This is a genomic window from Streptomyces sp. NRRL F-2664, from assembly GCF_000719345.1.
Lineage (GTDB): Bacteria > Actinomycetota > Actinomycetes > Streptomycetales > Streptomycetaceae > Streptomyces.
Window position 1 is genome coordinate 35,345 of the sequence record NZ_JOFX01000037.1, and the last position, 26,772, is coordinate 62,116.

General features: G+C 72.9%; 25 protein-coding genes and 1 pseudogene. 14 read left to right on the top strand and 12 right to left on the bottom strand.

Annotated features, from left to right (window positions below; genetic code table 11):
• Position 1: 1 nt before the first annotated feature.
• Positions 2-568: a recombination regulator RecX gene (recX, locus tag IF89_RS0126845; protein ID WP_030773296.1), complete on the top strand. Its 567-nt coding sequence runs from the start codon at positions 2-4 to the stop codon at positions 566-568.
• 31 nt (positions 569-599) lie between these two features.
• On the opposite strand, the gene IF89_RS0126850 is transcribed toward recX, so the two are convergent.
• The 8 genes from IF89_RS0126850 to IF89_RS0126880 form a co-directional block, all read right to left on the bottom strand.
• The gene (locus IF89_RS0126850) at positions 600-1,025 is read right to left on the bottom strand and encodes a rhodanese-like domain-containing protein (RefSeq protein WP_051807668.1); all 426 of its coding nucleotides are present in this window, start codon (positions 1,023-1,025) and stop codon (positions 600-602) included.
• The gene (locus IF89_RS0126855) at positions 1,016-1,555 is read right to left on the bottom strand and encodes a cysteine dioxygenase (protein WP_030773299.1); all 540 of its coding nucleotides are present in this window, start codon (positions 1,553-1,555) and stop codon (positions 1,016-1,018) included. Before IF89_RS0126855 ends, IF89_RS0126850 begins: the two co-directional genes overlap by 10 nt.
• 80 nt (positions 1,556-1,635) lie before the next feature.
• Positions 1,636-1,722, bottom strand: a complete 87-nt coding sequence (locus IF89_RS49650; protein ID WP_311318651.1) for a putative leader peptide — start codon at positions 1,720-1,722, stop codon at positions 1,636-1,638.
• Between the two features lie 32 nt (positions 1,723-1,754).
• On the bottom strand, positions 1,755-3,365 hold the full coding sequence (locus IF89_RS0126860; protein ID WP_051807662.1) for an FAD-dependent monooxygenase: 1,611 nt from the start codon (positions 3,363-3,365) through the stop codon (positions 1,755-1,757).
• A 184-nt stretch (positions 3,366-3,549) separates the two neighbouring features.
• Positions 3,550-4,443, bottom strand: coding sequence for an amino acid ABC transporter permease (locus IF89_RS0126865; protein ID WP_030773303.1), 894 nt, complete (start codon positions 4,441-4,443; stop codon positions 3,550-3,552).
• Complete coding sequence (locus IF89_RS0126870; RefSeq protein WP_030773304.1) at positions 4,440-5,114, bottom strand: amino acid ABC transporter permease; 675 nt, start codon at positions 5,112-5,114, stop codon at positions 4,440-4,442. Before IF89_RS0126870 ends, IF89_RS0126865 begins: the two co-directional genes overlap by 4 nt.
• A gap of 83 nt (positions 5,115-5,197) precedes the next feature.
• The gene (locus tag IF89_RS0126875; RefSeq protein WP_030773306.1) at positions 5,198-6,049 is read right to left on the bottom strand and encodes a glutamate ABC transporter substrate-binding protein; all 852 of its coding nucleotides are present in this window, start codon (positions 6,047-6,049) and stop codon (positions 5,198-5,200) included.
• Positions 6,050-6,137: 88 nt separating this feature from the next.
• Positions 6,138-6,923, bottom strand: coding sequence for an amino acid ABC transporter ATP-binding protein (locus IF89_RS0126880; RefSeq protein WP_030773309.1), 786 nt, complete (start codon positions 6,921-6,923; stop codon positions 6,138-6,140).
• Positions 6,924-7,274: 351 nt separating this feature from the next.
• Between IF89_RS0126880 and IF89_RS0126885 the strand changes: the two genes are divergently transcribed.
• The 4 genes and pseudogenes from IF89_RS0126885 (at position 7,275) to IF89_RS0126900 (ending at position 11,621) form a co-directional block, all read left to right on the top strand.
• Positions 7,275-7,979 carry a response regulator transcription factor gene (locus IF89_RS0126885; RefSeq protein WP_030026807.1) on the top strand — a complete coding sequence of 235 codons (705 nt, stop codon included), beginning with the start codon at positions 7,275-7,277 and terminating at the stop codon, positions 7,977-7,979.
• Positions 7,980-7,991: 12 nt separating this feature from the next.
• Complete coding sequence (locus tag IF89_RS0126890) at positions 7,992-9,404, top strand: sensor histidine kinase (RefSeq protein WP_030773312.1); 1,413 nt, start codon at positions 7,992-7,994, stop codon at positions 9,402-9,404.
• Positions 9,405-9,794: 390 nt separating this feature from the next.
• Positions 9,795-10,556, top strand: a pseudogene (locus tag IF89_RS0126895) (LacI family DNA-binding transcriptional regulator); the annotation flags it as partial.
• Positions 10,557-10,598: 42 nt separating this feature from the next.
• Positions 10,599-11,621 (top strand): ROK family protein, encoded by a 1,023-nt coding sequence (locus tag IF89_RS0126900; protein ID WP_234327884.1) that lies wholly within the window; start codon positions 10,599-10,601, stop codon positions 11,619-11,621.
• Between the two features lie 3 nt (positions 11,622-11,624).
• Here IF89_RS0126900 and IF89_RS0126905 read toward each other — a convergent pair whose 3' ends face one another.
• Positions 11,625-12,620, bottom strand: a complete 996-nt coding sequence (locus IF89_RS0126905) for a TAXI family TRAP transporter solute-binding subunit (RefSeq protein ID WP_030773322.1) — start codon at positions 12,618-12,620, stop codon at positions 11,625-11,627.
• A gap of 174 nt (positions 12,621-12,794) precedes the next feature.
• On the opposite strand from IF89_RS0126905, the gene miaB reads away from it, so the two are divergent.
• Both miaB and IF89_RS0126915 read left to right on the top strand, forming a co-directional pair.
• A complete protein-coding gene (miaB, locus tag IF89_RS0126910) occupies positions 12,795-14,318 on the top strand; it encodes a tRNA (N6-isopentenyl adenosine(37)-C2)-methylthiotransferase MiaB (protein WP_030773324.1) in 1,524 nt (507 codons plus the stop codon).
• A gap of 35 nt (positions 14,319-14,353) precedes the next feature.
• Positions 14,354-15,064: a hypothetical protein gene (locus tag IF89_RS0126915; protein WP_030773327.1), complete on the top strand. Its 711-nt coding sequence runs from the start codon at positions 14,354-14,356 to the stop codon at positions 15,062-15,064.
• A 69-nt stretch (positions 15,065-15,133) separates the two neighbouring features.
• On the opposite strand, the gene IF89_RS0126920 is transcribed toward IF89_RS0126915, so the two are convergent.
• Together IF89_RS0126920 and IF89_RS44745 are read right to left on the bottom strand one after the other, a co-directional pair.
• Entirely contained in the window at positions 15,134-15,379 is a 246-nt protein-coding gene (locus IF89_RS0126920) for an antitoxin (protein ID WP_030773330.1), read from the bottom strand.
• Positions 15,380-15,402: 23 nt separating this feature from the next.
• Positions 15,403-15,570, bottom strand: a complete 168-nt coding sequence (locus IF89_RS44745) for a gliding motility protein (protein ID WP_234327882.1) — start codon at positions 15,568-15,570, stop codon at positions 15,403-15,405.
• A 229-nt stretch (positions 15,571-15,799) separates the two neighbouring features.
• Between IF89_RS44745 and miaA the strand changes: the two genes are divergently transcribed.
• From miaA to hflX, 6 genes are all read left to right on the top strand, one after another.
• Positions 15,800-16,738, top strand: coding sequence for a tRNA (adenosine(37)-N6)-dimethylallyltransferase MiaA (miaA, locus tag IF89_RS0126930; RefSeq protein ID WP_030773336.1), 939 nt, complete (start codon positions 15,800-15,802; stop codon positions 16,736-16,738).
• A 132-nt stretch (positions 16,739-16,870) separates the two neighbouring features.
• Entirely contained in the window at positions 16,871-17,383 is a 513-nt protein-coding gene (locus IF89_RS0126935) for a hypothetical protein (RefSeq protein ID WP_030773339.1), read from the top strand.
• Positions 17,384-17,436: 53 nt separating this feature from the next.
• Entirely contained in the window at positions 17,437-18,312 is an 876-nt protein-coding gene (dapF, locus tag IF89_RS0126940; RefSeq protein ID WP_030773342.1) for a diaminopimelate epimerase, read from the top strand.
• A gap of 140 nt (positions 18,313-18,452) precedes the next feature.
• A complete protein-coding gene (locus tag IF89_RS0126945) occupies positions 18,453-20,534 on the top strand; it encodes a RelA/SpoT family protein (RefSeq protein ID WP_030773345.1) in 2,082 nt (693 codons plus the stop codon).
• Positions 20,535-20,618: 84 nt separating this feature from the next.
• Positions 20,619-22,121 (top strand): M1 family metallopeptidase, encoded by a 1,503-nt coding sequence (locus IF89_RS0126950; protein WP_051807670.1) that lies wholly within the window; start codon positions 20,619-20,621, stop codon positions 22,119-22,121.
• Positions 22,122-22,254: 133 nt separating this feature from the next.
• On the top strand, positions 22,255-23,760 hold the full coding sequence (hflX, locus tag IF89_RS0126955) for a GTPase HflX (protein ID WP_030773351.1): 1,506 nt from the start codon (positions 22,255-22,257) through the stop codon (positions 23,758-23,760).
• 99 nt (positions 23,761-23,859) lie between these two features.
• Here hflX and IF89_RS0126960 read toward each other — a convergent pair whose 3' ends face one another.
• Positions 23,860-25,029: a trypsin-like serine peptidase gene (locus IF89_RS0126960; RefSeq protein ID WP_030773354.1), complete on the bottom strand. Its 1,170-nt coding sequence runs from the start codon at positions 25,027-25,029 to the stop codon at positions 23,860-23,862.
• Between the two features lie 256 nt (positions 25,030-25,285).
• On the opposite strand from IF89_RS0126960, the gene IF89_RS0126965 reads away from it, so the two are divergent.
• The gene (locus IF89_RS0126965; RefSeq protein ID WP_420706968.1) at positions 25,286-26,683 is read left to right on the top strand and encodes a diaminobutyrate--2-oxoglutarate transaminase family protein; all 1,398 of its coding nucleotides are present in this window, start codon (positions 25,286-25,288) and stop codon (positions 26,681-26,683) included.
• The last annotated feature ends 89 nt before the right edge of the window (positions 26,684-26,772 follow it).

Genomic DNA, 26,772 nt, shown 5'->3' on the forward strand with positions numbered 1-26,772 from the left:
CGTGCGCGAGGAGGAGGGGGGCGGCGGGCGCCGGCGAGGCCGGGAGGACCGTCCGGAGCTGCCGCCCCAGAGCCCCGAGGAGCAGGCGCGGGCGATCTGCCTGCGCCTGCTCACGGGGAGCCCGCGCACCCGTCGGCAGCTCGCGGACGCCCTGCACAAGCGGGGCATCCCCGACGAGGTGTCGCAGGAGGTCCTCTCCCGGTACGAGGAGGTGGGCCTCATCGACGACGCGGCCTTCGCCGGAGCCTGGGTCGAGTCCCGCCACCGCGGCCGCGGCTTGGCCCGCCGGGCGCTCGCCCAAGAACTGCGGACCAAGGGGGTGCACGCCGCCCTCGTCGAGGAGGCCCTGGAGCAGCTGGATGGCGACCAGGAGGAGCAGACCGCCCGCGAGCTCGTGGACCGCAAGCTCCGCTCCACCCGGGGCCTGGAGCGGGACAAGCGGATCCGGCGCCTGGCCGGGATGCTCGCCCGCAAGGGCTACCCGGAGGGCATGGCCCTACGGGTGGTCCGCCGCGCCCTGGAGACGGAGGGCGAGGACACCGAGGACCTGCGTCACACGGGGGAATGAGCCGGCTCGCCCCCGAGCTGCCCCCGAGTGCTCACGGCTGCGATGGCGTCTGCTGGGCAGCCGCGCCCCCGACGACGGGGAGCCCAGCCGCCCGCCACGCCTGGAAGCCACCGGTCAGGTCGGTCGCCCGGTGCAGCCCCAGGGCGTGCAGCGAGGCGGCCGCGAGGCTGGACGCGTACCCCTCGTTGCAGATCACCACCACCCGCAGGTCGTGGCTCGTGGCCTCGGCGGCCCGGTGGCTGCCCGTCGGGTCCAGGCGCCACTCCAGCTCGTTGCGCTCGACCACCAGCGCTCCCGGGATGAGCCCGTCCCGCTCCCGCAGGGCCTGGTAGCGGATGTCCACCAGGAGCGCTCCCGCCGACGCGGCCGTGTACGCCTCCTGGGCGTCGACGCGGGTGTATCCGGCCCGGACGCGCTCCAGCAGCTCGTCGATGCCGACCGGCGCGCTCACTGCCAGTCCGCCGGACGCTCGACGTGCTCCAGGTGCAGCACCGGCCCACTGCGGCTGTACCGGCGGATCAGCGGCAGCGGCGGGTAGTAGGCGTGGACCGAGACCGCGTGTTCGTCCGCGGACTCGTTGAGGACCTCGTGCACGTGGTGCCGCCCGAAGGCCCGCCCGCCGCCCGCGGGCAGCGTGCGGCTGCGGTCGACGTCGGGCGCCAGTTCGAGCGACCGCCAGCCCTCCGAGGGCAGGCGCACGGCCAGCGAGCGTTCCGTGAGCCGGCCGCGGGCGGTGGCGAACGCGCCGAGCGACTCGGCGTGATCGTGCCAGCCGGTACCGGTGCCCGGCGGCCAGCCGATCAGCCAGGCCTCGCTGCCCCCGGGCCCGTCGAGGCGGATCCAGGTGCGGCCCTCGGGATCGAGCGGCAGCGAGGCCACGACCTCGGGGTCGGAAGCGGTGCGGAGGGCGAAGTCGAGGAGCTCGGGGGCCGTGGGGCCGCCGGCCGCCACGGGCGCAGGGGTGTGCGCGGGTGCGGTGAGAGACATGGGGATGAGGACCGTTCCTGGGTTCGCGGAAATGCGCGCAGGCCGGTGGACGGCACGGGGCGCGCGGAGGGAAGGGCGAATCAGCAGGAAGGGCGACACACGCAGCCCGCATAGCGGAGCAGGTCCATATGGACCCTCCGCCACAGGCGTACGTCGTTGCCGGTCATTTCGCGAGTGAACCATGCGGGCCCGCGCACGGTCAATCGATCACCCCGGTCGGGGAGATGGAGGCCGGGGACGGGGCCGAGCCGGCGGACGAGGTCGACGGCGCCGGCAGCCGGGACTCGGGCGCACCGGCCCGGACGGCGTCCGCCGCCTCGTACAGCTCGGCCGGACGCACCCCCGCGAACGTCGCCGCCAGGTGCCCGTCCGGCCGCACCAGCAGCACGGTGTGGGCCGGAGCGCCCGGGTAGCTGTCCGCGACCAGCAGGTCGGCGCGGACCGGGAGGGCACTGACCGCCGCGGCGAGGCGGGGCATCAGCCCGGCGCCCAGCCAGTGGCGCCGGTCCCAGACCCCGGTGCCCGGGGCCACCAGGACCACCAGCACCCGCCCCTGCCCCAGCAGGTCGCGCAGCGGCACGGTCGCGCCGTCGGGAGCGGTCACCGGGACGTTCGCCACGGGACCGCCCGGTTCCGTGGCCGTCGGCACCTCGCGTACGGCCACCGGCGGGGCGTACGCCGGCTCCGAGCCCAGCGGGCCGCGCCCCAGGTGTCCGTCGGTCAGCAGGGACTCCGCGGAACGCGAGGCCCCGGGCAGGTAGGTGCGCAGGCCGCCGCCGGAGCGCAGCGTGGGCATCGCCTGGTCGGCGGCGCGCAGCCGCGAGGCGACCGCGGTGCGCCGCTCCCCCTCGTAGCTGTCGAGCAGGGCCTCGGAAGCACCCTGGTGCCAGGCCAGGGACAGCTTCCACGCCAGGTTCTCGGCGTCGCGGAGCCCCTCCTCGACGCCCTGGGTGCCGAGCGCCCCCAGCAGGTGCGCGGCGTCACCGGCGAGGAAGGCCCGGCCGTCGCGCCACCGCCGGGCCAGCCGGTGGTGCAGCGTGTGCACGCCGGTGTCCAGCAGGTCGTACGGGGGAGTCGTGCCGCCGCACCACTGGGCGAGGCTGTCGCGGATCAGGGTGACCAGCGCGTCGGGGGTCACCAGCTCGCCGCGGGCCGGGAGCAGCCAGTCGAGCCGCCAGACCCCGTCGGGCAGCGGCCGGGAGGTGGCCTCGTGCGGTGCGCCGCGGTGCAGCAGGGCCTCGCCGGGCCAGGGCAGTTCGGTGCGCAGTGCGGCCACGGCGTGGCGTTCGACGGCGGTACGGCCCGGGAAGCGGATGCCGAGCAACTTGCGGACGGTGGAGCGGGCGCCGTCGCAGCCGACCAGGTAACTCCCGCGCCACCAGGTGGTCTCGGCGCCCCGGGTGTGCGCGGTGACGCCGCGGTCGTCCTGTTCCAGGGCGTCCAGCCTGGTGTCGCAGACCAGCTGGACGAGGGGGTGCGCGGCGGCGGAGTCGCGCAGTCCGCGAGCCAGGGCGTGCTGCGGGACGTGCAGCGGAGCCGGATGGTCCTCGAAGGTGAGCCGGTGGCCGTCGCGGCCGCGGCGCATGGTGCGCCAGGCGGCGAAGTACGCCCCTTCGTCGCGCAGCGGCGTACAGCCCAGCCGGTGCGCCATGGCGGCCGTGTCCGCGTGCAGGACGACCGTACGGGCCGGCCGGACCTCGTCCTTGCCGGGCCCTTCGTCGAGCACGACGGAGGGCACGCCCGCGCCCGCGAGGGCCAGGGCCAGGGACAGCCCGACGGGCCCCGCGCCGACGACGATCACCGGGTCCATGGCGCGGCTCCCGATGTCCGGTATGTGATCACAGAAGTATGCAACCGACTGAAGGTTCCTGCGTCAAGTGACACCCGTCGGCGCACAGCAGCGTGGTGCGGCGGATGAACTCCGCCGCACCACGCGGGTCACGCATCAGGACTGACCGTGTGTCAGGCCTCAGGTGGCTCCGGCCGGGGCGCCGTCAGGCTCCGGCCGCAGTGTTCGCCCCGGGGACCGGGTCGTCGATCTCCTCCGCGCCGAGCACTGCGCCGGTGCTCTTCTTCGACTTCCTCAGCCGGCTTTCCAGCTGGGAGGCCAGGCTGGTGAGGGCGAAGTTCACCACGATGTAGATCAGGGCGATCACGAACATGGTCGCGATGGTGTTGCTGTAGTTGGCTGCGATCTGCCGGTTCATGGAGAGCAGCTCGGCGAAGCCGAGCAGGGCGCCGCCGAGCGCGGTGTCCTTGAGGATCACGACGAGCTGGCTGACGAGCGCCGGCAGCATCGCCGTGACGGCCTGCGGGAGCAGCACGTGGGTCATGGTCTGGCCCTTGCGCAGGCCGATCGCCTTGGCCGCCTCGGCCTGCCCCTTCGGAAGGGAGAGCACACCCGCCCGGACGACCTCCGCGATGACGGCCGAGTTGTAGAGGACCAGGCCGGTCACCACGGACCAGAACGGCCGGGTGTCGGAGGGGACGTCCATGAGCTGCGGGGCGTACAGCGCGGAGCTGAACAGCATCAACATCAGCACCGGGATGGCGCGGAAGAACTCCACCCAGGCGCCGACCGCCGCGCGCACCCAGGCGTGGTCGGACAGCCGCCCGATGCCCAGCGCCGCGCCCAGCGGCAGGGCGATCACCATGGCGAGCGCGCCGGCCTTGAGGGTCTCCATCAGGCCGGGGACCAGGTACGTGGTCCAGATCTGGCTGTCGGTGACGAACGGGGTCCACTTGTCGGCGTCGAGCTGGCCCTTCTCGGCCATGAGCGAGATGGCCCACCACAGGACGAGCCCGAACAGGACGACGAAGATCCCGCTGTAGATCCAGTTGCGCACCTTGGCCCGGGGGCCGGGGGTGTCGTACAGCACGGAACTCATCGCTTCACCGCCACTCGCTTGGCCACCCAGCCCAGCAGCAGGCCGGTGGGCAGGGTCAGCAGGACGAAACCGAGGGCGAAGACCGCGAAGACCGCGAAGACCGCCTGCGCCTCGTTCTCCAGCATTTCCTTCATCAGCAGGGCCGCCTCGGCCACACCGATGGTCGCCGCCACCGTGGTGTTCTTGGTGAGTGCGATCAGTACGTTGGCGAGCGGTGCGACGACCGCCCGGAACGCCTGGGGGAGCACGATCAGGGTGAGGACCTGGAAGAAGCTCAGACCCAGTGCGCGGGCCGCCTCGGCCTGGCCGACGGGCACCGTGTTGATGCCGGAGCGGAGGGCCTCGCAGACGAAGGTGCCGGTGTAGGCGATCAGGCCGAGGACCGCGAGCCGGAAACCGGTCTCCTTGAAGTTGTCGCCGCCCAGGTTGATGCCGAGGGTCTGGCTGAGGCCCAGCGAGCAGGCGATGATCAGCAAGGTCAGCGGCGTGTTGCGCACCAGGTTGACGTACGCGGTGCCGAAGGCACGCAGCAGCGGGACCGGGCTGACCCGCATCCCCGCCAGGACGGTGCCCCAGATCAGGGACCCGACCGCCGAGTAGAGGGTGAGCTGAACCGTCACCCAGAAGGCTCCGAGCACGTCGTACTGCCCGGAATCAAGAAAATCGAACACGATGCCCTGCGCTCTCCCCAGGATGGCCGGTGGGGTGCGCCGCCGCCCGCAGCAGGCGGGCGGCGACGCCCCTCACCGATGAATCAGCTGCCTTCGGTGATCTGCGGGGCAGGCTCGCTCTTGAAGTTGGCCGGGCCGAGGTTCTTGTCGACGGCCTTCTGCCAGCTGCCGTCCTCGACCATCTTCTTGAGCGCGGCGTTGATCTTGGTCTGGAGCTCCTTGTCGCCCTTCTTCAGACCGATGCCGTAGTTCTCGTTGCTCAGGCTCAGGCCGACCAGCTTGAACTTGCCCTTGTTCTTCTCCTGAGCGGCGTAGCCGGCCAGGATCGAGTTGTCCGTGGTCAGTGCGTCCACGGCCTTGTTCTCCAGGCCGGTGAGGCACTCGGAGTAGCCGCCCTGCTCCAGCAGGTCGGCCTCGGGGGCCAGCTTGGTCTTGACGTTCTGCGCCGAGGTGGAGCCGGTGACCGAGCAGAGCTTCTTCTTGTTCAGGTCCTCGGCCTTGGTGATGCTCGTGTCGTCGGCGCGGACCAGGAGGTCCTGGTGCGCGAGGAAGTACGGGCCGGCGAAGTCGACCCTCTCCTTGCGCCTGTCGTTGATCGAGTAGGTCGCGACGACGAACTTGACGTCACCGTTGGAGATCAGGTTCTCGCGCTCGGCGCTGACGGCCTGCTTGAACTCGATCTGGTCGGGCTGGTAGCCGAGCTCCTTGGCGACGTAGGTCGCGACGTCGACGTCGAAGCCGGTGAACTTGCCGTCCGGCGTCTTCAGGCCCATACCGGGCTGGTCGTACTTGATGCCGACGACAATCTTGTCCTTGGCGCCACCGGAGGCACCGCCGTCACTGGAGGCATCCTGCTTGCTGCCGCCGCACGCGGTCGCGGTCAGGGAGAGGACGACGGCAGCGGCCACGGCCGCGCCGGCCTTGAAGAGCTTCATGGTGAACTTCCCTCGGATGAGACGTGGTTGAAGACGAGCGACGACGCGTGCGCGGGGCCGCCAGGGGATCACTACCAGACGACAGCCGTCAGTGGTGCAGGATCTTCGACAGGAAGTCCTTCGCCCGATCACTGCGCGGGTTGCTGAAGAACTGCTCGGGGGTGGCCTCTTCGACGATCTTTCCGTCGGCCATGAAGACGACGCGGTTCGCCGCCGAGCGGGCGAAGCCCATCTCGTGGGTGACGACCACCATGGTCATGCCCTCACTGGCGAGCTGCTGCATGACCTCCAGCACCTCGTTGATCATCTCCGGGTCGAGCGCCGAGGTGGGCTCGTCGAAGAGCATCACCTTCGGCTCCATCGCCAACGCCCGGGCGATCGCCACGCGCTGCTGCTGGCCGCCGGAGAGCTGGGCCGGGTACTTGTCCGCCTGCGACGCGACGCCGACCCGCTCCAGCAGGGACAGCGCCTTCGCGTGGGCCGCGGCCTGGTCGGTCCTGCGGACCTTGAGCTGGCCCAGCATGACGTTCTGCAGCACCGTCTTGTGCGCGAAGAGGTTGAACGACTGGAACACCATGCCGACGTCGGCGCGCAGACGGGCGAGCTCCTTGCCCTCCGAGGGCAGCTCCTTGCCGTCGAGCGTGATGGTGCCGGAGTCGATGGTCTCCAGGCGATTGATGGTCCGGCACAGCGTGGACTTGCCCGATCCCGAAGGACCGATCACCACGACCACCTCGCCGCGGGCAATGCTCAGATCGATGTCCTGAAGCACGTGCAGCGCGCCGAAGTGCTTGTTGACGTTGCTCAGCACGACCAGGTCGTCCGCGGTACCGGCCGCGTCCTGAACGTCCTTGGTTACTGATACTCCGCTCATCGGCTTCTAGCTCCGTCCTCCTCGGTTGGGAGGACAGTAGTGACGACCTGCGCACAACGTCATCACATCTGAGGGAGAATTGAGCATAACGATCCGGCCTCTTCCGGATACGCTCCGTGCGCGGCACCGGCGTGGTCGATCATGTGCGCGTACCGGGTGCATAACGGTGGGCGCGACGCGGCGGAACCCTCTTGACGTGGGACTCCGCATGGGCGTGGATGCAGGGTGGCCGTTTCTGCGGCCGTACGCGCGGCACCGACCGGTCGCGCGGAGACCGAGCAGGCCGCACGAGCCGTGACCGCGGCCCGGGAAGCGGGCCGCCCGAGACAGACGTGAGGAGAGGGGGACGACATGAGACTGCTGCTCGTCGAGGACGACGATCACGTCGCCGCCGCCCTGTCCGCGATCCTCGCCCGGCACGGCTTCCAGGTCACCCATGCCCGCAACGGCGAAGAGGCCCTCCAGGCGCTGCTGCCCGCCGGCGCCCCGCCCTTCGGCGTGGTCCTGCTCGACCTCGGGCTGCCCGACCAGGACGGCTACGAGGTGTGCGGCCGGATCCGCAAGCGCACCGCCACGCCCGTCATCATGGTCACCGCGCGGGCCGACGTGCGCTCCCGCATCCACGGCCTGAACATGGGCGCCGACGACTACGTCGTCAAGCCCTACGACACCGGCGAGCTGCTGGCCCGCATCCACGCCGTCGCCCGGCGCACCGGCGCCTCCGAGGAGGCCGTCGCCACCGGCACCGGCGCGCCCACCACCGTCCGCCTCGGCCCGGTCAGCATCGAGCTGCCCACCCGCCGGGTCAGCGTGGACGGCACCGACGTACCCCTCACCCGCAAGGAGTTCGACCTGCTGGCGCTGCTCGCGCAGCGGCCCGGCGTCGTCTTCCGCCGCGAGCAGATCATCAGCGAGGTGTGGCGGACCAGCTGGGAGGGGACCGGGCGGACCCTGGAGGTCCACGTCGCCTCGCTGCGCTCCAAGCTGCGCATGCCCGCCCTCATCGAGACCGTCCGCGGGGTGGGCTACCGGCTCGTCACCCCGGCCGCCCCGTAGGCGGCTCCTGCCGTGCGTGCCCGCCTGCTCCCCCTGCTCGTCATCCTGATGGCGGGCACGCTCCTCGCCCTGGGCTTCCCGCTCGCCGTGAGCCTGGCCGCCGGGCAGCAGCAGCGGGTGGTCGTCGACCGCATCGACGACAGCGCCCGCTTCGCCGCCCTCGCCCAGTTCGTCATCGACGCCCGGGGCTCCGGCTCCACCGGCGCCGACGAGCGCGAGCAGACCCTCCAGCACGAGCTGGGCCGCTACCACGAGCTGTACGGCATCCGCGTGGGGATCTTCAACCGCGACGACAACGCCATGGTCCGCTCCCCGGGCTGGTGGCATCTGCCCGAGTCCGGCGAGGGCCGCCAGGCCTTCGTGGAGGCGCTCGCCGGACGCCGCAGCCACGACCCGCCGCAGGTGTGGCCCTGGCAGACGAACGGCAAGCTCCTCGTCGTCTCGCCGGTCGTGCTCGACGGCGACGTGGTCGCCGTCGTCGCCACGGAATCGCCGACGGACCTGATGCGGGGCCGGATCCTGAGGGGCTGGCTGCTCATCGCGGGCGGCCTCACCGCCGCCATGCTGGTCGCCTTCGGCGCCGCGCTGCGGCTCACCAGCTGGGTGCTCAAGCCCGTACGGACCCTGGACACCGCAGCCCACGGCATCGCCACCGGCCGGATGAACTCCCGCGTCTCCGCCGCCGGCGGCCCACCAGAACTCCAGCGCCTGGCCCACTCCTTCAACGAGATGGCCGACAACGTCGAAGAGGCGCTGGAGCAGCAGCGGGCTTTCGTCGCCGACGCCTCGCACCAGCTGCGCAACCCGCTCGCGGCCCTGCTCCTGCGCATCGAGCTGCTCGCCCTGGAACTGCCCGAGGGCAATGCGGAGATCGCCTCCGTGCGCACCGAGGGCAAGCGCCTGACGCAGGTCCTCGACGACCTTCTGGACCTGGCGCTGGCCGAGCACGCCTCCGCCGAGATCAGTCTCACCGACATCGGTGCGCTGGCCGCGGAACGGGTCGCCGCGTGGCGGCCGTACGCCGAGGAGAAGGGCGTACGGCTCACCGGGACGGGCCGGACCGCCGTGACCGGCTGGGCCGATCCCATCGCCCTGTCCAGCGCGCTCGACGCCGTCATCGACAACGCCCTCAAGTTCACCCCCGCCGGGGAGGAGGTCGAGGTGACGGTCTCGGCCGAGGGCCGCTCGGTCCGCGTCGTCGTCGCCGACCGGGGGCCCGGCCTCACCGAGGAGGAGCTGCTGCGGGTGGGCGACCGCTTCTGGCGCAGCGGCCGCCACCAGAACATCAAGGGCTCCGGGCTCGGCCTTTCGATCTCCCGGACCCTGCTCGCCGCGGGCGGCGGGACCCTGTCGTACGCGACGAACGAGCCCCACGGGCTGCGGGTGACCGTGACGGTCCCGCGCACCGGCCCCGAGGGCTCCTGACGCGCAGAGCGGACCCGGCCCACGGCTCCCGGGCCATGGTCGTACGGGCGGGCGCGGACCCCGCGTACAGCTCCTCGACCGCCCGCACCTCCAGGGCGACCGCCCGCTCCGGGCCGGCTCGCGGCCCGGCGACCACGTCGGGGTCGGCCCTCACCTCGTCGAGGTCGAAGTCCAGCCAGTGGCGGAAAACGTATGCACCGGGCGGGCCACAGAACTGCCGATACGGCTGCGGAATTTCAACGGGCTCACTGAGACCCACTTATGCGCTTCAGCCCGGGCGCCCCAAGGGGACCTGGTCCGAACTGCCGGGAGGCTGCAGCGGTTTGGCGGCGGAGGCGCCGAGGGAAGTGTGCCGCTGTGCACAGCGGTATTCGGGACAGGAGGCAGGCCATGGCCCGCAGACCCACCATCAAGGACATCGCCCGCCGTGCCGGAGTGTCGCAGAGCGCCGTGTCCTTCGCGCTGAACGACCGGCCGGGCGTCTCGCAGGACACCCGGGCGCGGATCCGCCGCGTCGCCGAGGAACTGGGCTGGCAGCCCAACAGCGCCGCCCGGGCGCTGTCCGGGGAACGCGCCGGCGCCGTGGGGCTCGTCCTGGCCCGGCCCGCGCACACCCTGGGCGTGGAGTCCTTCTTCCTGCAGCTCGTCTCCGGCATCCAGGAGGTCCTCTCCACCGCCCGGACGGCCCTGCTGTTCCAGGTCGTCGAGGACGTGGACGCCGAATGCGCGGTCTACCACCGCTGGTGGGCGGAGCGGCGGGTCGACGGCGTGCTCGTCGTCGACCCGCGCACGGGCGACCCCCGCCCGGCACTCCTGGCGAAGCTGGGCCTGCCCGCGGTCACCGTCGGCGAGCCCGGCCCGCCCGCCGCGCCCCCGGTGCACACCGTGCCCCCGCCGCTGTCCTCGGTCCGGGCCGACGACGCCGGGGCGATGGCCCGGATCCTGGAGCACCTGCACGGGCTGGGGCACCGCCGGATCGTCCACATCGCGGGGCTGCCCGGCCTGGCCCACACCGTCCGCCGGATGGAGTCCCTGCGGGCCCAGGCGCAGCGGCACGGCCTCGGGCCGGACCACGTGCGCTCGGTGGTCACCGACTACTCCGACGCCCAGGGCGCGGCCGCCACCCGCCGGGTCCTCGCCGAGCCGCCGCCCGCGCATACTGATTCCTGAACCCTTCCTGGAGCCGCCACCGTGATCACCCCCACCGCCCCGTCGCCCACACCGCGTGCCGCCGCGGCCGCCGGACCGACGGTGGCGATCGACGTCGGCGGTACGAAGATCGCCGGGGCGCTGGTGCACGCCGACGGCACGATGACGGCCACCACCCGCCGCGCCACCCCGCGCGCCGTGGACGCCGAAGGGGTCATGGCGGCGGTGGCCGAGGTCGTCGCCGACCTGTCCGCCTCGCCGCTGTGGGCCTCGACGGTCCGCTGCGGCATCGGCAGTGCCGGACCCGTGGACACCTCCCGGGGCACGGTCAGCCCGGTCAACATCGGGGCCTGGCGGGACTTCCCGGTCCAGGAGCGGGTCGCGGCGGAGCTCGCGGCGCGCGGAGCGCACGTGCCCACCGTCCTGGCCGGCGACGGCGTGGCGATGACGGCGGCCGAGCACTGGCTGGGTGCGGCCCGCGGCTACGCGAACGCCCTGTGCATGGTGGTCTCCACCGGCGTCGGCGGCGGCCTGATCCTGAACAACCGGCTCCACCCCGGCCCCACCGGCAACGCGGGCCACATCGGTCACATCAGCGTGGCTTTCGACGGCGAGCCGTGCGCCTGCGGCGGACGCGGCTGCGTGGAGTCCGTCGCTTCCGGCACGGCCATCGCCCGTTGGGCCCGCGACCAGGGCTGGAAGCCGTCCGCCGACTCGGGCGCGGGGGCCGCGCCCGACACCACGGCGGCGGGCGTGGCCGCCGCAGCCGCGCAGGGCGACCCGGTCGCCCTGGCCGCCTTCGACCGCGCCGGCCGCGCCCTGGCCGCCGCGATCGCGGCGGCCGCCACCCTCGTGGAGACGGACATCGCGGTCATCGGCGGGGGAGTGGCGGCCGCCGGAGACATCCTCTTCGGGCCGATCCGCACCCACCTCGCCCAGTACGCCACGCTCTCCTTCGTCCAGGGGCTCAAGGTGGTGCCGGCGACCCTGGGCACCGACGCGGGCCTGATCGGCGCGGCCGCCGCGGCGACCATGCTGCTGCCGCCCGCACCCGCCGCCACGCGGTGAAGGTCAGGGCTTGACGGACCGGTAGTACCGGCCGGCGCCCTCGTGCAGCTCCAGGGGATCGGTGTAGATCGCCGTCCGCAGGTCCACCAGCTGCGCCGCGTGCACCTCGCCCCCGACCCGGTCGCGGCTGTGGATCACCGTCCGGGTCAGCTGCTCGGTCAGCCTGGGGTCGGTCTTCACCGTCGTCACCAGCAGGTTCGGTACGGCCAGAGTGGCCACCGCGCTGGTGTTGCGGGCCCGCTTGTAGGCGTCCTGCGGCATCACGGCCGTCCGGTAGTAGCGCGCCGGGCTCCCGCTGCCCTGGAGCTCCTCCACCAGGTCGCCCAGCGGCACGAGCCGGATGTCGAAGCGCTCCGACAGCTCGCGCACCGCGTTCGTGGGCAGGCCGCCCGACCAGAAGAAGGCGTCGATCCGGCCCGCCTCCAGCTCGGACGGCATGGTGTCGATGCCGATGGACACCGGCGTGATGTCCAGGACCGGGTCGATGCCGGCCGCGATGAGCAGCCGCTCCGTGACCAGCCGCACCCCGGAACCAGGCTGGCCGATCGCGACCCGCTTGCCCCGCAGGTCCCGCGCCGACTGCACCGTGGATCCGGCCGGCACCACCAACTGCACGTAGTCGTCGTAGAGGCGCACACAGCCGCGCAGCAGGTCAGCGCCCGGCTTCCCGTCGAGCCGGTACTTCGCGACCGCGTCCGCCGTGGCCACGGTGAAGTCGGCCTCCCCGGTGGCCAGCCGCTTGAGGTTCTCCTGCGAGCCCTCGCTCGTCACCAGCTCGACGTCCACCCCGGGCATGTCCCGTCCGAGCGCCTGCTGCAGAAGCTGCCCGTACCGGTGGTAGACACCGGTCTTCGCACCCGTGCTGAAGGTCAGCCCGCCCTGCAGCTCCGGCTGCCCGAAGGGCTTCAGCCACCACGTGAGGACGCCGAGCACGGCGAGTACGGCCACCAGGACCCGCAGGGCATGGCGCCTGCTGATCCGGGGCGGTACGAGAGGCATGGGCGCGATCCTGCCACCCGGCCGCCGTCCTGTCACGGCGCGGGCCGGGCCCCTGTCCGGCCCGAGCCCCCTACCGCCCCTTCGACCTGCGGCGGGGCAGGTTCGGCCGGCCCCCGCCCGGAGGCCGGCGGCACAGCGGCCGGAGGGCTGCCGTCCACCACCTACCCTTGATGCATGACCAGCAGCGACCGGAGCCAGGCAGTGGACGAGAAGCGAAGCTACGAGGTGCGCACCTACGGGTGCCAGATGAACGTGCACGACTCGGAGCGGCTCTCCGGTCTGCTGGAGGACGCCGGGTACGTCCGGGCGCCCGAGGGCTCCAACGGCGACGCCGACGTGGTGGTCTTCAACACCTGCGCGGTCCGCGAGAACGCCGACAACAAGCTGTACGGCAACCTCGGCCGCCTCGCCCCCATGAAGACGAAGCGCCCCGGCATGCAGATCGCCGTCGGCGGCTGCCTCGCCCAGAAGGACCGCGACACGATCGTCAAGAAGGCCCCCTGGGTCGACGTCGTCTTCGGCACGCACAACATCGGCAAGCTGCCCGTGCTGCTGGAGCGCGCCCGCATCCAGGAGGAGGCGCAGGTCGAGATCGCCGAGTCGCTGGAGGCGTTCCCCTCCACGCTGCCGACCCGCCGCGAGTCCGCGTACGCCGCCTGGGTCTCGATCTCCGTCGGCTGCAACAACACCTGCACCTTCTGCATCGTCCCGGCGCTGCGCGGCAAGGAGGAGGACCGCCGGCCCGGCGACATCCTCGCCGAGGTGGAGGCCCTGGTCGCCGAGGGCGTCTCGGAGATCACCCTCCTCGGCCAGAACGTGAACGCCTACGGATCCGACCTCGGCGACCGCGAGGCCTTCTCCAAGCTGCTGCGCGCCTGCGGCGGGATCGAGGGCCTGGAGCGGGTCCGCTTCACCTCCCCGCACCCGCGCGACTTCACCGACGACGTGATCGCGGCGATGGCCGAGACCCCGAACGTGATGCCGCAGCTGCACATGCCGCTGCAGTCCGGCTCCGACCCGATCCTGAAGGCGATGCGCCGCTCGTACCGCCAGGAGCGCTTCCTCGGCATCATCGAGAAGGTGCGTGCCGCGATCCCGCACGCCGCGATCTCCACCGACATCATCGTGGGCTTCCCCGGCGAGACGGAGGAGGACTTCCAGCAGACGATGCACGTCGTGCGCGAGGCCCGCTTCGCGAACGCCTTCACCTTCCAGTACTCCAAGCGGCCCGGCACCCCCGCCGCCGACATGGACGGGCAGATCCCCAAGGAGGTCGTGCAGGAACGCTACATGCGCCTGGTCGCCCTCCAGGAGGAGATCTCCTGGGAGGAGAACAAGAAGCAGGTCGGCCGCACGTTGGAGATCATGGTCGCCGAGGGGGAGGGCCGCAAGGACGGCGCCACGCACCGCCTGTCCGGGCGCGCCCCCGACAACCGCCTGGTCCACTTCACCAAGCCGGAGCAGGAGGTCCGCCCCGGCGACGTGGTCACCGTCGACATCACCTACGCCGCCCCGCACCACCTGCTCGCCGAGGGCCCGACGCTCAACCTGCGCCGCACCCGCGCGGGCGACGCCTGGGAGAAGCGCAACGCCGCCCCCGCCCAGCCGGCGGGCGTCATGCTCGGCATCCCGACCCTGGGCGTCCCGGCGCCCCTGCCGGCCGTCGCCTCCGGCTGTTCGGTGCCCGCCTCCTCCTGAGGCTGCGGGACGGCGGTCCGGCTAGGCTGCGGATCATGCTCGTAGCCGCTGCCGTCTGTCCCGCCCCGCCGCTGCTCGTCCCGGACGTCGCCGCGGGCGCCGCCGCCGAACTGGGCGACGCCCGCACCGCCTGCTCCGACGCGCTCGCGGTGCTCGCCGCCTCCCGGCCCGACCTCCTCGTCGTGGTCGGGGCCGCGGCCGAGGGCGGCGGGTACGACCAGGGCACCCCCGGCAGCTTCGCCGGCTTCGGCGTCGACCTCACCGTCACCCTCGGCGAACCGCCGAGCGGTCGGGCCACCGGGGACACCCTCCCGACGTCCCTCGCAGTGGGCGGATGGCTGCTCGGGCAGGCCCGCTGGGCGGCCGCCCCCGTCGCCGGTGTGGCCGTCGCCGAGGACCTCCCGCCCAGCGGCTGCGGCCTCCTCGGCGCCGACCTGGGCCGTTCCGCCGACCGGGTCGCCATGCTCGTCCTCGGCGACGGCAGCGCCTGCCGCACCCTCAAGGCCCCCGGGTACCTGGACGAGCGCGCCGCCGGCTTCGACGCGGCCGCCGCCCGGGCGCTGGCCGCCGCCGACACGGCCGCGCTCGCGGCCATCGACCCCGAAGTGGCCGCCGAACTCCAGGCCGCGGGCCGGGCCCCCTGGCAGGTGCTGGCGGGCGCCGCCGAGGGCGCGGGCCTCGCGGGCCGGCTGCTGTACGACGCCGCCCCGTACGGCGTGGGCTACTTCGTCGCCACCTGGGCCTGAGCCGGAACGCCGGAGGGGCGCGCCGGCAGCCACTGCTGCCCGCGCGCCCCTCCGGCGTTCCCGACGGCGTCAGGAGGCGGGTGGCGGCGTCGGTCCGCCGGGGGTGTCCTTGTGCGCGATCTTCCCCAGGGCGTCCTTGGCCTTGCCGGTGCCGCTCTTGATCGGGCCGCTGTACTTGCCCCCGGTCCTGGAGTCGACGGCCTTGGCGACCTTGTCCAGACCCTCGCCGATCCTGCCCTCGTGCTGCTGTGCGAGGTCTCCGACCTTGTCCTTCGCCGGAGCGAGCTTGGCCTTGAGATGGTCCAGCAGGCCCATGGGTCACCTTCCGTTGGCGTGCACTACGTACGGGCGCCCTCGCCGGCCCCGCTGTCCGCGGCGGCCCCGGCCGACTGCTGCTGGGGGATCTCCACGGCTTCCGCCGGCTCGCTCTCCGCAACAGCGGGCTCGGCCCCGTCACCCGCGACGGACTCCGCCGCCGGAGCCGTGGCCGCGACCTCCTCGGTCACCGCCCCGTCCTTACGACGAAAAAACCGATCAAAAACGCCCATGTCTACTCCCGTAACGTTGCGCATGCGAGTGAAGTTCCGCGTCGACCGAACCGGACCGTGCCGGTGCCCGCGCCGGGGGCACGCACGGCGTCCGCCCGGCCGGAACCTCGCCAGGGCAACGACCCCGCCCCCACCCCGTCACGTAGCTCGATCGGGTACACCCCCCGGGGTTTGCGAGACTGGGGCGGTGAGGAAAGCAGCCCCCGCTCCGCGGGTCATCGCCGTCGTCGGTCCCACCGCGGCAGGAAAGTCCGACCTGGGCGTAGCCCTGGCCCGCCGGTTCGACGGCGAAGTCGTCAACGCCGACTCCATGCAGCTGTACCGGGGGATGGACATCGGCACCGCCAAGCTGACGACCGAGGAGCGCGGCGGTGTCCCGCACCACCTCCTCGACATCTGGGACGTCACCGACACCGCCAACGTCGCCGAGTACCAGCGCCTGGCCCGCCTGGAGATCGACAAGCTCCTCGCCGAGGGCCGCACCCCCGTCCTCGTCGGCGGATCCGGTCTGTACGTCCGCGGCGCCCTGGACGTCATGGAGTTCCCCGGCACCGACCCCGAGGTCCGCGCCCGGCTGGAGGAAGAGGTCACGCTGCGCGGACCCGGCGCCCTGCACGCCCGGCTCGCCGCCGCCGACCCGGAGGCCGCCCGGGCGATCCTGCCCAGCAACGGCCGCCGCATCGTCCGCGCGCTGGAAGTGATCGAGATCACCGGGAAGCCGTTCACGGCGAACCTGCCCGGCCACGAGTCCGTCTACGAGACCGTGCAGATCGGCGTCGACGTGGCCCGGCCCGAACTCGACGAGCGGATCGCGCAGCGCGTCGACCGGATGTGGGAGGCGGGGCTCGTGGACGAGGTCCGCCGGCTGGAGGCCCGGGGGCTGCGCGAGGGGATCACCGCCTCCCGGGCGCTCGGCTACCAGCAGGTCCTCGCCGCGCTGGCGGGCGAGTGCACCGAGGACGAGGCGCGGGCGGAGACCGTCCGCGCGACCAAGCGGTTCGCCCGCCGGCAGGACTCCTGGTTCCGCCGCGATCCGCGGGTCCACTGGCTCAGCGGGGCCGCCGCCGACCGGGCGGAACTCCCCCGACTCGCGCAGTCGTTGGTCGAACGAGCGGTCACAGCCTGATCACGTGATGGCATCGGGACGCCCCAGGCGCCCGTAGCGGGGCTGAGGGCGTGCCATCATCAAACTCCAGCGGGTGCGATCACCTGCGATGCATGGCGGCGTACTGAGTCCGAGTGGGGAGGGCGCGTGGCGATGGAGGCCGGCCCTCGCGACACCGGGCGGGACGACACCCGGCGGGAAGCGGACGAGATGCTTCTCGGCGGTACGGACGGGACCGCCGGCCTCGGGCTGCCCGCCGAACCGGCGCGGCTGAGCCCGGACGGCCCCGACGCCCCGGACACCGCCGAGGCCGAAGCGGCCGCCGGAGCGGAGTTCGAGGTCGAACTGCGACCGCAGCGCCGCCTGCGGGTCTGGCAGATCGCCCCGATCGTGATGCTCGCCGCAGCCGGCTCCCTGATGTTCGCCTTCCCGCTGGCCTTCGAGTTCGGCGACGGCGGAGCTGTCGTCGCCATGCTCGGCTTCCTCATCAGCTGCTGCGCCGGGGGCTGGGGGATGATGGCCGCCCGCCGGGTCGGCTACACCTGGCCCGGCCTCCCGGCCCGGGGGAGCGGCCGCCGCCCCGACTGGCGCATGGCCGCGCTGTACGCCGTGGTCGCGCTGGTCGTCGTAGGCCTCGCGGTGTACCGGGTGGCCCGGCTCCGCTGACCGCGCCCGGCCGGTCCCGGCCCCTCTGAGCTGCGGCTGGGTACGATGGGGCGGTGACGCACACCACCCTCTCCTTCCTCAAGGGCCACGGCACCGAGAACGACTTCGTCATCGTCCCGGACCCGGACAACACCGTCGAGCTGTCCGCGTCCGCCGTCGCGAAGCTCTGCGACCGGCGGGCCGGGATCGGCGGCGACGGCGTCCTGCACGTCGTCCGCACGGCCGCCCACCCCGAGGTGGCGCACCTGGCCGACGAGGCGGAGTGGTTCATGGACTACCGCAACAGCGACGGCTCGGTCGCCGAGATGTGCGGCAACGGCGTGCGCGTCTTCGCCCGCTACCTCCAGTACGCCGGCCACGTCGAACCGGGGGACCTCGCTGTCGCGACCCGCGGTGGCGTCAAGCGCGTGCACCTCGCGAAGACGGGCGACGTCACCGTCTCCATGGGCCGGGCGAACCTCCCCGCGGGCGAGGTGACCGTCAGCGTCGGACCGCGCAGCTGGCCCGCCCGCAACGTGAACATGGGCAACCCGCACGCGGTCGCGTTCGTCGACAGCCTCGACGACGCCGGGAGCCTGCTCACCGCTCCTGCCTTCACCCCGGCGTCCGCCTACCCGACGGGGGTCAATGTCGAGTTCGTCGTCGACCGCGGCCCCCGGCACGTCGCCATGCGCGTCCACGAGCGCGGCTCCGGCGAGACCCGCTCCTGCGGCACGGGCGCGTGCGCCGTCGCCGTGGCCGCCGTCCGCCGGGACGGCGCCGACCCGGCCGTCACCGGCGAACCGGCCACCTACACCGTCGACCTCCCCGGCGGAACGCTCGTCATCACCGAACACCCCGACGGGCAGATCGACATGACCGGACCGGCCGTGATCGTGGCCTCCGGCGCCTTTGACCCGGCGTGGCTCACCGAAACGGCTTTCTCCTGAAGCTTCCCTCTAAGGGGTGATCCGTTTCACGCTGAGCGAGAGGCGGACTGCGCCACGTGGTGGGGTCGGTAACATCAGGCACCGGCCCTGAGGGCGCACCCCATGCCCGCCACCGCCGGTCGAAGCCGCCGGAGGTGCCCATGAGTGCAGAGGCCACGAACCCCGAAGCACACCCCGAAGCGCGCCCTGAGCTCCGCAGACGGGCTCGGAGCAGGATCGATCTGCGCCGGCTCGGGCGCGCGGCGCTGCTCGGGCCGACGTCCCGGGACCGGCTCCCGGACGCGATCGGCCATGTCGCGGAGGCGCACCGCGCCCACCATCCGGACGCCGACCTGTCCATTCTCCGGCGCGCCTACCTCCTGGCGGAGAGCTCCCACCGCGGCCAGATGCGGAAAAGCGGTGAGCCGTACATCACACATCCGCTCGCCGTCACCCTCATCCTCGCCGAACTGGGCGCCGAGACCACCACCTTGACGGCCTCCCTGCTGCACGACACCGTCGAGGACACCGATGTGACCCTGGATCAGGTCCGCGCCGAGTTCGGTGACGAGGTCTGCTTCATCGTCGACGGCGTCACGAAGGTCGAGAAGATCGACTACGGCGCCGCGGCCGAACCCGAGACCTTCCGCAAAATGCTCGTCGCCACCGGCAACGACGTCCGCGTGATGTCCATCAAACTCGCCGACCGGCTGCACAACATGCGCACCCTCGGCGTGATGCGACCCGAGAAACAGGCCCGCATCGCCAAGGTCACGCGCGACGTCCTCATCCCGCTGGCCGAACGACTGGGCGTGCAGGCCCTCAAGACCGAGCTGGAAGACCTCGTCTTCGCGATCCTGCACCCCGAGGAGTACGAGAGCACCCGCGCCCTCATCGCCGCCCACGCGGGCGAGCGCGACCCGCTCCCCGCCATCGCCGACTCCGTACGCAGCGTCCTGCGCGACGCGGGCATCGGCGCCGAAGTCCAGGTCCGGCCACGGCACTTCGTCTCCGTGCACCGGATCACCCGCACGCGCGGCGAACTGCGCGGCTCCGACTTCGGCCGCATCCTCGTCCTCGTCGGCGAGAACGCCGACTGCTACGCCGTGCTCGGCGAACTGCACACCTGCTTCACCCCGGTCGTCTCGGAGTTCAAGGACTTCATCGCCACCCCGAAATTCAACCTCTACCAGTCCCTCCACACCGCCGTCGCCACCCCCGAGGGCCACGTCGCCGAGGTCATCGTGCGCACCCGGCAGATGCACCGCGTCGCCGAGGCCGGTGTGGTGGCGCTCGGCAACCCGTACGCCACCGCCACGCCGGACGCCGCCGCCGACCCCGACGAGGAGCGGGTGGACCCCACCCGGCCCGGCTGGCTGTCCCGGCTGCTCGACTGGCAGCAGTCGGCCCCCGACCCCGACACCTTCTGGAGCGTGCTGCGCGCCGAACTGGCGCAGGACCGCGAGATCACCGTGTTCCGCGCCGACGGCGGCACCCTGGGCCTCCCGGCCGGAGCCAGCTGCATCGACGCCGCCTACGCGCAGCACGGCGACGCCGCCCACGGCTGTATCGGCGCCCGCGTCAACGGGCGCCTCACCTCGCTGTCCTCGGTGCTCTCCGACGGGGACACCGTCCAGCTGCTGCTCGCGCAGGACGCCTCCTCCGGACCGGCCGCCGAATGGCTGGACCACGCCCGCACGCCCGCCGCCCGCATCGCCATCAGCAGCTGGCTGGAGTCCCACCCCGACCGCGCCATGGCCACCACCACGGCCGCGCGGGCACCGCTGTCGGTGGTCGGCGCCCGCGGCGGCGGGGCCAACGCCGTCGCCGACCTGCCGGACGCCACCGTACGGCTGGCCGGCTGCTGCACCCCCGTCCCCCCGGACGCGGTCGCCGGCTTCCTGGTGCGCGGCGGAGCCGTCACCGTGCACCGCGTCCACTGCGCGGCCGTCGCGCAGATGCGGGCCGTCGGGCGCACCTCCGTCGCCGTGCACTGGCGGGCGACCGCCGACTGCCGGGTCACCCTGCTCGCTGAATCGTTCGGCCGCCCGCATCTGCTGGCCGACCTGACCGAGGCCATCGCCCGCGAAGGCGTCGAGGTGGTCTCGGCGACCGTGGAACCCCCGGTCGAGGGGCGGGTCCGGCACACCTACACCCTCCAGCTGCCCGACGCGACCGGCCTCTCCGCGCTGATGCGCGCCATGCGGGACGTCCCGGGCGTCTACGACGTCAGCCGGGCGTAGGCGGCACGCCGGAAGGGTCCCGTTCGGGTGGACCCGTCGCGCGCCGTCCACGGTGCCGCGGCGGGCGCCGGTAAACGGTGGTGGATGCAGCTCTCCTCCCCCCGCCTGCGCGCCGCGCTGCTCGCCGCGGCCACCCTCACCCTCGTCGCCGCCGTACTGCCCCCGCCGAAGCCCCTGGGCATCGGCGACCGGCTCTTCCCGGAGCTCGGGAACCCCGGCTACGACGTGCTCGCGTACGACCTTTCCCTCACGTACAAGGACAACCGGACCCCCCTCGACGCGGTCACCGTGATCGACGCCCGGGCGCAGGCGCCGCTGGAGCGGATCAACCTGGACTTCACGCACGGCAAGGTGGCCTCCGCCGAGGTCAACGGCGCGCCGGCACGGTTCGAGAGCGTGGGGGAGGACCTCGTCCTGACCCCGCGGCGCGCAGTGGCGGACGGCGCACCGCTGCGCATCACCGTCCGGCACACCAGCGACCCGCGCGGCCGCGGGGACGGCGGCTGGGTCCCCACCGAGGACGGCCTGGCCATGGCCAACCAGGCGGACGCCGCCCACCGCGTGTTCCCCTGCAACGACCACCCCGCCGACAAGGCCCTCTTCACCTTCCGGATCAGCGCCCCCAACGGGCTCACGGCCGTCGCCAACGGCCTCCAGGCGGCTCCGGCCCGGCGCTCGGGCCCCTCCACGACATGGACGTACCGCACCCGGCATCCCATGGCCACGGAGCTGGCCCAGGTCTCCGTGGGCCGGTCCGCCGTCGTGCACGGGACCGGACCGCACGGGCTGCCGCTGCGCGACGTCGTGCCCGCCGCCGACCGGGAGCGGCTCGACCCCTGGCTGAAGAAGACCGCCGGCCACATCGCGTGGATGGAGGAGCGCGTCGGCCGCTACCCCTTCGAGAACTACGGGGTGCTGATCGCGCGCGCGACCACCGGCTTCGAGCTGGAGACGCAGACCCTCTCGCTCTTCGAGAGCAGTCTGTTCTCGGGCGAGGGATACCCCGAGTGGTACGTCGAGGCGGTGATGGTCCACGAGCTGGCCCACCAGTGGTTCGGCGACAGCGTCAGCCCGCGGACCTGGTCCGACCTCTGGCTCAACGAGGGCCACGCCACCTGGTACGAGGCCCTCTACGCGGACGGGCTCGGCGCGTACTCCCTGGAGCGGCGCATGCGCGAGGCGTACCAGCGCTCCGACCAGTGGCGGGCGGCCGGCGGGCCGCCGGCCGCCCCGAAGGCCGCCGCGCCCGGCGAGAAGATCGGGCTGTTCCGGCCGGTGGTGTACGACGGCTCCGCGCTGATCCTGTACGCGCTGCGCCAGGAGGTCGGCGCCGAGGCCTTCGACCGGATCGAGCGGCGCTGGGTCGCGCAGTACCGCGACGGGGTCGCGGGCACGGCCGACTTCGTCCGCCTGGCCTCGCAGGAGGCGGGCCGCGACCTCCGGGCCTTCCTGGAACCCTGGCTGTACGGGACGAAGACCCCGCCGATGCCGGGGCACCCGGAGTGGAGCACGCCCGCGGCGACGGACAGGGGCGCCCCCGGCGGGCCCGCGCGCGGCAGCGCCGGTTCCGGCGGGAAAAGGGTGTGACCGCCGGGGAACGGGCATGTCACCATCGACGGGTCCGTTCGGGGAATCCCCGGGCGGTGTGACACGTTGGACAAGACAGCCCTCGTGTCCCCGCCAGGCGTGACACTGCTATTCGAATCGACGTAAGGATCCAATGACCTCCTCTTCCTCCCCTTCCCAGGACGCGCGGGACGCATCGGACGTGCGTGACGCGCAGAGCTTCACCGAGAGCCTTCGGGCCGATGCCCTGATGGAAGAGGACGTCGCCTGGAGCCACGAGATCGACGGAGACCGGGACGGCGACCAGTTCGACCGCTCCGAGCGCGCGGCCCTGCGGCGCGTGGCGGGCCTCTCCACCGAGCTCGAAGACGTCACCGAGGTCGAGTACCGACAGCTCCGCCTGGAGCGCGTCGTCCTCGTCGGTGTCTGGACCTCCGGCACGGTGCAGGACGCGGAGAACTCCCTCGCGGAGCTCGCGGCCCTCGCCGAGACGGCGGGTGCTCTCGTACTGGACGGCGTGATCCAGCGCCGCGACAAGCCGGACCCGGCCACCTTCATCGGTTCGGGCAAGGCACGCGAGCTGCGGGACATCGTCATGGAGAGCGGCGCCGACACCGTCGTCTGCGACGGTGAGCTCAGCCCCGGCCAGCTCATCGCCCTCGAAGACGTCGTCAAGGTCAAGGTCGTCGACCGGACCGCCCTGATCCTCGACATCTTCGCCCAGCACGCCAAGTCCCGAGAGGGCAAGGCGCAGGTCGCCCTCGCGCAGATGCAGTACATGCTGCCGCGGCTGCGCGGCTGGGGTCAGTCGCTGTCCCGGCAGATGGGTGGCGGCGGCGGTGGCGGCATGGCCACCCGCGGCCCCGGTGAGACCAAGATCGAGACCGACCGGCGGCGGATCCGCGAGAAGATGGCGAAGATGCGCCGGGAGATCGCGGAGATGAAGACCGGCCGCGACATCAAGCGGCAGGAACGGCGCCGCAACAAGGTGCCCTCGGTCGCCATCGCCGGCTACACCAACGCCGGCAAGTCCTCGCTGCTCAACCGCCTCACGGGCGCGGGCGTGCTGGTGGAGAACGCGCTGTTCGCCACCCTCGACCCGACCGTGCGCCGGGCCGAGACGCCGAGCGGCCGGGTCTACACCCTGGCCGACACGGTCGGATTCGTCCGGCACCTGCCCCACCACCTCGTCGAGGCGTTCCGCTCCACGATGGAGGAGGTCGGCGACTCCGACCTGATCCTGCACATCGTGGATGGTTCGCACCCGGCGCCGGAGGAGCAGCTGGCGGCCGTGCGCGAGGTGATCCGCGAGGTCGGCGCCGTCGACGTGCCCGAGATCGTGGTCGTCAACAAGGCCGACGCCGCGGACCCGCTCGTCCTGCAGCGGCTGCTGCGGATCGAGCGGCACTCCATCGCCGTCTCGGCGCGCACGGGCATGGGCATCGAGGAACTCCTCGCGCTCATCGACTCCGAGCTGCCGCGGCCCGAGGTCGAGGTGGAGGCCCTGGTGCCGTACACGCGGGGCTCGCTGGTCGCCAGGACGCATGCCGAGGGCGAGGTGATCTCCGAGGAGCACACCCCGGAGGGCACCCTGCTCAAGGCGCGCGTCCACCAGGAGCTGGCCGCCGACCTGGCGCCGTACGCGCTGGCGAAGCAGTAGCAGCCCCGGGCCTGCGACGACGAGGGCCCCCTGCGTGTGCAGGGGGCCCTCGGTCGTTCGTACCGGCGTCCGGGCGGTCGGCCGCCCGGACACCGCCGGTCACTTGAACTTGTTGCTGACAGCGGTGAAGATGCCCTTCGCCTCCGGGCCCAGCCGCGGTCCGGCCAGCCAGCCCGCCTTGGCGGGGCCGATCGACGTGTTCGACACGAGCGCCGGCTTGCCGTCGGCGCCCGCCGCGATCCAGCCGCCGCCCGAAGCGCCACCGGTCATCGTGCAGCCGATGCGGTACATCACCGGCTCGTTCGCCCTCAGGGTCAGGCGACCCGGGCGGTCCGTGCACTGGTAGGCCTTCTGGCCGTCGAACGGGGCCGCCGCCGGGTAACCCGTCGCCGTGATGCTCGCGACCTTCGGCACGGCGGGCGCGGCGAACTCCACGGGCAGCGCCGAACCGACCGTCTCCTCCAGGGACTTGCCGCTGCCCTTCTCCGGCGTCACGTGCAGCACGGCGAAGTCGTACGGGGCGCCGGCGCCGCCGGTGGGACCACCCGTCGCGATCCACTGGTCGGACGTCTGCGCCCAGTCGCTCCACCACACGCCGAACGGCGCCACCTGCTCGCGCGGCGCACCCTTGAGCTGCGCCGACGGCTTGCCCGCGTTGTTGTAGGAGGGGACGAAGGCGATGTTGCGGTACCAACCGCCCGCCTTGCCCGCGTGCACGCAGTGGCCGGCGGTCCAGACGAGGTTCGACTTGCCGGGGCGGGCGGGGTCCTTGACGACCGTCGCCGAGCAGACCATGGAGCCCTCGGGACCGTCGAAGAAGACCTTGCCGGACTCCGGAACGCTCCGGTGGTACGGGGCGTTCGCCTGCTTGGCCGCCACCGGAGCGGGAGTCGGGTCGGTGACGCCCTGGTCCTTGCCCGCGTCCGGGTCGACGGACGGCCGCTGCGGCTGCTCGGCGTCACGCATGCGGTCCGGGTCCCACAGGTCCTCGATGATCGGGTTGATGTAGTCGCCCGCCTCGCGGAGCCAGTCCTCCTGCTTCCAGTTCTTCCACTCACCCCCCTTCCACTTCTCCAGGTCTATACCGCGTTCCCTGAGCTTCTGCTTGAGCTGATCAGGGATCTTTATGCCGTCCGTGCTGGGCAGGCTCGCCGCCACGGTGGGCTTGGCGTCGCCGCCGGCCTCCCCGTCGCCGGGTCCGCAGGCAGCGGCGGTCAGCACGAGGGCGGCCGCGCACAGCGTCGCGGTGACCGGTCGGTTCGGTCGCATGTCGTTCGTCCCCCTGGAGGTTCGAGGCGTGGAGTCGGAGCCCCCCACTATGCCGCTGCCGCCGAGGACGACACAGTCCGGGTCACCGGTTCCTTTTGCTCATTCTTTGAGTACAAGGATCTTGGGCCGACCCGTGATCCCCCGCCGTCACCGTCGTTGGTACGTACGGGGGACGGCAGGGGCGCCGGTGTTCGAAGCGCCATCCGTCCGTGCAGCCAAGGCAGTTGATGCAGTTGATGCGGGAGGAGCGACACTCGTGGCAGTCACCGAGCCGGCCGGAGCGGCCGCCGCGACACGGACCCCGCCACCGGCAGTGCCGCAGCCGCCGCCCCACCTGCCGACGCAGGGCGCCCGTACCGCAGCGGCTCACGACGGCATCCTGCGCAGGCAGGCCCAGCGGGAATCCGCGGCCCGCACCTACGCCCGCTCCCTGCCCATCGTCCCGGTGCGGGCCCGCGGACTGACCATCGAGGGCGCCGACGGCCGGCGCTACCTCGACTGCCTGTCCGGCGCCGGAACCCTCGCGCTGGGACACAACCACCCGGTCGTGCTCGAAGCGGTCCGCGGTGTCCTCGACTCGGGCGCGCCGCTCCACGTCCTGGACCTCGCAACCCCCGTCAAGGACGCCTTCACCACTGAGCTGTTCACCAACCTGCCCCCGGCGCTGGCCGCCGACGCGCGCATCCAGTTCTGCGGTCCCGCCGGCACCGACGCCGTGGAAGCAGCCCTCAAACTGGTCCGCACCGCGACCGGTCGCCCCGGACTGCTGGCCTTCACCGGGGCCTACCACGGCATGACCGCCGGCGCCCTGGAAGCGTCGGGGGGCGCCGGCGAGGGCCGGGTGACCCGCCTCCCCTACCCGCAGGACTTCCGCTGCCCGTTCGGCGTCGGCGGCGCCGAGGGAGCCGAACTCGCCGCACGCTGGACGGAGAACCTGCTCGACGACCCCAAGGGCGGCGTCCCCCTGCCCGCCGGCCTCATCGTCGAGCCCGTCCAGGGCGAAGGCGGGGTCAACCCGGCCCCGGACGGCTGGCTTCGCCGCATGCGGGAGATCACCGCGTCGAGGGGCATCCCCCTCGTCGCCGACGAGGTCCAGACGGGAGTCGGCCGGACCGGAGCCTTCTGGGGTGTCGACCACGCCGGGGTGGTTCCCGACGTGATGGTCCTGTCCAAGGCGATCGGCGGCAGCCTGCCGCTCGCGGTGATCGTGTACCGGTCGGGCCTCGACGTCTGGACACCCGGCGCCCACGCCGGCACCTTCCGCGGCAACCAGCTCGCCATGGCCGCCGGTACCGCCACCCTCGCCTTCGTCCGCGAGAACCGCCTCGCGGAACGCGCAGCCGTCCTCGGCGACCGGATGCTGTCGGCCCTCCGCGGCCTCGCCTGCGACCACCCGTGCATCGGGGACGTCCGCGGCCGCGGCCTGATGATCGGCCTCGAACTCGTCGATCCCGACACGGGGGCCGCCGCACCGGCCCTCGCGTCCGCCGTCCGCCAGGAGTGCCTGGACCGCGGTCTGATCGTGGAACTCGGCGGCCGCCACAGCGCGGTCGTCCGTCTCCTGCCGCCGCTGACCCTGACCGACGAGCAGGCCGCGGCGGTCCTCGACCGCCTGTCCGACGCCATCCCGGCCGCCGCCCGCCGGCCCCGCTGACCCGCACCGGAGGACCCGCGATGCCAGAGCCGCACCAGTCCACCCCGACCACACCCGGCCCCACCCCTCCCACCCCGACCCCCACCCCT